The organism is Roseateles sp. P5_B10, from assembly GCF_056400485.1.
Genome location: NZ_JBFULE010000616.1, coordinates 1 through 3,183, shown reverse-complemented (window position 1 = coordinate 3,183; position 3,183 = coordinate 1). Strand labels below are relative to the sequence as shown.

Here is a 3,183-nt window from a genome sequence, read left to right as displayed (position 1 = left end):
GTACCACCCCCACCATCGTCGACGTTGCCCGCGAGGCGGGCGTGTCGATCAAGACGGTATCGCGCGTGCTCAACCATGAGCCCGGCGTGCATGAAAGCACCCGGGATCAGGTACTCAAGGTGGTGGAGGCGCTGCGCTACCGGCCCAAGCAGTCGGCGCGCAGCCTCGCAGGTGGACGGTCCTTCCTGATCGGCCTGCTCTATTACGACCCCAGCGCGATCTTCGTCGGCAGCGTGCAGCAAGGCGCCACGGTGCGATGCCGCGAACTGGGGTATCACCTCGTTGTCGAGTCACTTCACAACGATGCGCCCGACCTGCGCCAGCAGATCGACCGCATGGTGATGGCACTGCGCCCCGACGGCATGATCCTGACGCCGCCGCTGTGCGACAACCCCGAGGTGCTCGCCGCGCTGCGCGAGAACGGCACGCCCTGCGTGCTGATGTCGCCCGAGCGCGACCTGCGTGGGGTGCCTTCGGTGCGCATGGACGATGTGCATGCGGCCGAAGAGATCACCAATCTGCTGCTCAGCCTGGGCCACCAGCGCATCGCCTTCATCAAGGGGCCGCCGGACCAGTCGGCCAGCGCGGCGCGCTACCAGGGCTTCGTCAACGCGCTGCGCGCGCATGGCCTGGAGCCCGACCCCGAACTGATCCAGCCCGGCGCCTTCACTTTTGAGAGCGGCCGCGACGCGGCCCATCAATTGCTCAGCCGCCGCCAGCGGCCGACTGCCGTGTTCGCCAGCAATGACGACATGGCCCTGGGCGTGTTGGCTGCTGCCCAACGCCTGGGCCTGCCAGTGCCCAACGACCTGTCGGTGGCTGGCTTCGACGATTCGCCGACCGCCGCCCTGGTGTGGCCGCCGCTAACCACCGTGCGCCAGCCGGTCGCCGAGATGGCACGCACGGCGGTGGAAATGCTGGTCGCAGGTCAGCGGCCCGACGCCTCAGCGGGGCCGGCCGACGAGGCCGACCTGCACAAGGTGCTGCGGCACGAACTTGTCGTGCGGGACTCCACGCGCGCCCGCTGAACCGGCGCGCTTTCGCCTCGGCCCTCCTGCTTTGATCGGCCCGTCGCAGCGCTGCCGTTACCGCTAACAGCGCGTATTGACAGCGTTGTCATTTGTCGGGCAAGATGGCGGCGCCACGGGGGCAGGTGTCGCTTCAAACCTGTTTGCCCAAGCTGCTTGATGGTCCGACGCTCGCCGCCATCAAAGCGGTCGGCCTGGTAGCGGTACGCCCAATTCAAACAACACAGGAGACGTCATGAAGCGCTGCCGCTGCCCTGCGGATTCGGCCGTTCCGCCCTCCTGACCCGTCTTCGCTCCGTCGTCGCGGCGCCACCGCCGTCTTGCTCAGCTTTTTGCCCCTGCCTCTCCGCTATGAGCCTTGCCAACCTCGACCGCATCGACCCCGCTGCACTCGCCCAGTCCTTCCCGCCCGGCTTTCTCTGGGGTGTCGCCACCAGCGCCGCGCAGATCGAGGGCGCCGCCTTCGAGGACGGCAAGGCCGCCTCCATCTGGGACCACTTCTGCCGCCAGCCGGGTCGCATCAAGGACGCGTCCAACATCGACGTCGCCTGCGACCACTACCACCGCTTCCGCGATGACGTCGCGCTGATGAAGGGCCTGGGCCTGGACTGCTACCGCTTCAGCTTCAGCTGGCCGCGCGTGCAGCCGCTGGGCGAGGGTGCCTGGAACGAGGCAGGCTTCGCCTTCTATGACCGCCTCATCGACGCGCTGCTCGAAGTCGGCATCCAGCCCCACGGCACCCTCTATCACTGGGACCTTCCGCAGGCCCTGGACGAAAGCATCGGTGGCTGGCTGTCGCGCGGCATCGTCAGCCGCTTCGCCGACTACGGCGCCGAGATCGCGCGCCGCTTCGGCGACCGCCTGGCCAGCATCGCGACGCACAACGAGCCCTGGTGCACGGCGACCCTGGGCTACGAGACCGCACAGTTCGCRCCTGGCCGCACCAGCCGTGCCGAGAGCCTGCAGGTGGCCCACCACCTGATGTTGTCCCATGGCGAAGCCATCGCCGCGATGCGCGCGGTCACCAAGACCAAGCTCGGCATCGTCCTCAACCACACGCCGTCCTTCCCCGCCACGCCCAACGAGGCCGACCGCCGCGCCGCCCGCATCGACGACGGGCTCAACGTGCGCTGGTACATGGACCCGATCTTCCGCGGTGCCTACCCGGCCGACGCTGTTGAATACGTCGGTGCCGACGCCCCACGGGTCGAAGCCGGCGACTTGGACCGCATCCGCCAGCCGCTGGACTTCCTCGGCATCAATTTCTACACGCGCAGCCTCTTCGGCGCGGACGGCAAGACCGTCCCGGGCCCGGGCAAGCGCGGCTTCACCGACATGGGCTGGGAGATCGTGCCCGAGGTCTTCGCCCAGCACCTGGTGCGCCTGGCGCGCGAGTACAACCCGCCGCCGATGTTCATCACCGAGAACGGCATGGCCAATGCCGACCGCGTCGTCGACGGCCGGGTACCCGACAAGGAGCGCATCGCCTACCTGTCGGCCCACCTCCAGGCGTTGTCCACCGCCATGAGCCTGGGCGCCGATGTGCGCGGCTATTTCTACTGGAGCCTGCTCGACAACTTCGAGTGGAACTCCGGCTACGACAAGCGCTTCGGCCTCGTCCACGTCGACTACGAGACCCAGCAGCGCCTGCTCAAGGACAGCGCCCACTGGTATCGCGATTTCGTCGCCCTGCACCACACGCTTCGCTGAAGACGGGGCGCCGGCGTGTCTCACTCACGCCGTCCGGTATGCATTCCTCCGCGTTTGCCCCGACTAAGCGGCGGGAAATCGGTCACGTTCAGGCGCTAAGCTCCGACTTGCGCCCCGCCGGTACTTTTCCCAGCCGGTAGCGGGCGCGATCGGCCGATTTGACGTATGACAGGAGACCGGTTCGAGCACTGCGGCAGGGCTGCCGGAGCTCGGGCCGGGTCGAGGGTGCCCGGCGCACGGGTTTTGAGCGAATGCAGGATAGAACAAGCGATCCACTGATCGATGTCAGCCAGTTGGCGGTCGGGATGTTCATTCATCTGGATCTCGGCTGGATGTCGCATCCCTTCCCCTTGTCGAGCTTCAAGATCGCCTCCAGCGATCAGTTGCTGATCCTGCGCCGCCTTGGCTTGACCCAGGTGYGCTGGAGCCCCGCCAAGAGCGACCT

3 protein-coding genes are annotated in these 3,183 nt (G+C 67.4%); all 3 read left to right on the top strand.

Annotated elements, in window-relative coordinates; all coding sequences use genetic code 11:
- On the top strand, positions 1 to 1,028 hold a 1,028-nt coding region (locus AC1DU6_RS24820; RefSeq protein WP_477860323.1), incomplete at its 5' end, for a LacI family DNA-binding transcriptional regulator.
- Between the two features lie 351 nt (positions 1,029 to 1,379).
- Positions 1,380 to 2,738: a GH1 family beta-glucosidase gene (locus AC1DU6_RS24815; RefSeq protein WP_457323899.1), complete on the top strand. Its 1,359-nt coding sequence runs from the start codon at positions 1,380 to 1,382 to the stop codon at positions 2,736 to 2,738.
- 251 nt (positions 2,739 to 2,989) lie between these two features.
- Positions 2,990 to 3,183, top strand: a 194-nt coding sequence (locus AC1DU6_RS24810; RefSeq protein WP_477860321.1) for a DUF3391 domain-containing protein, incomplete at its 3' end; no start/stop codon positions are given.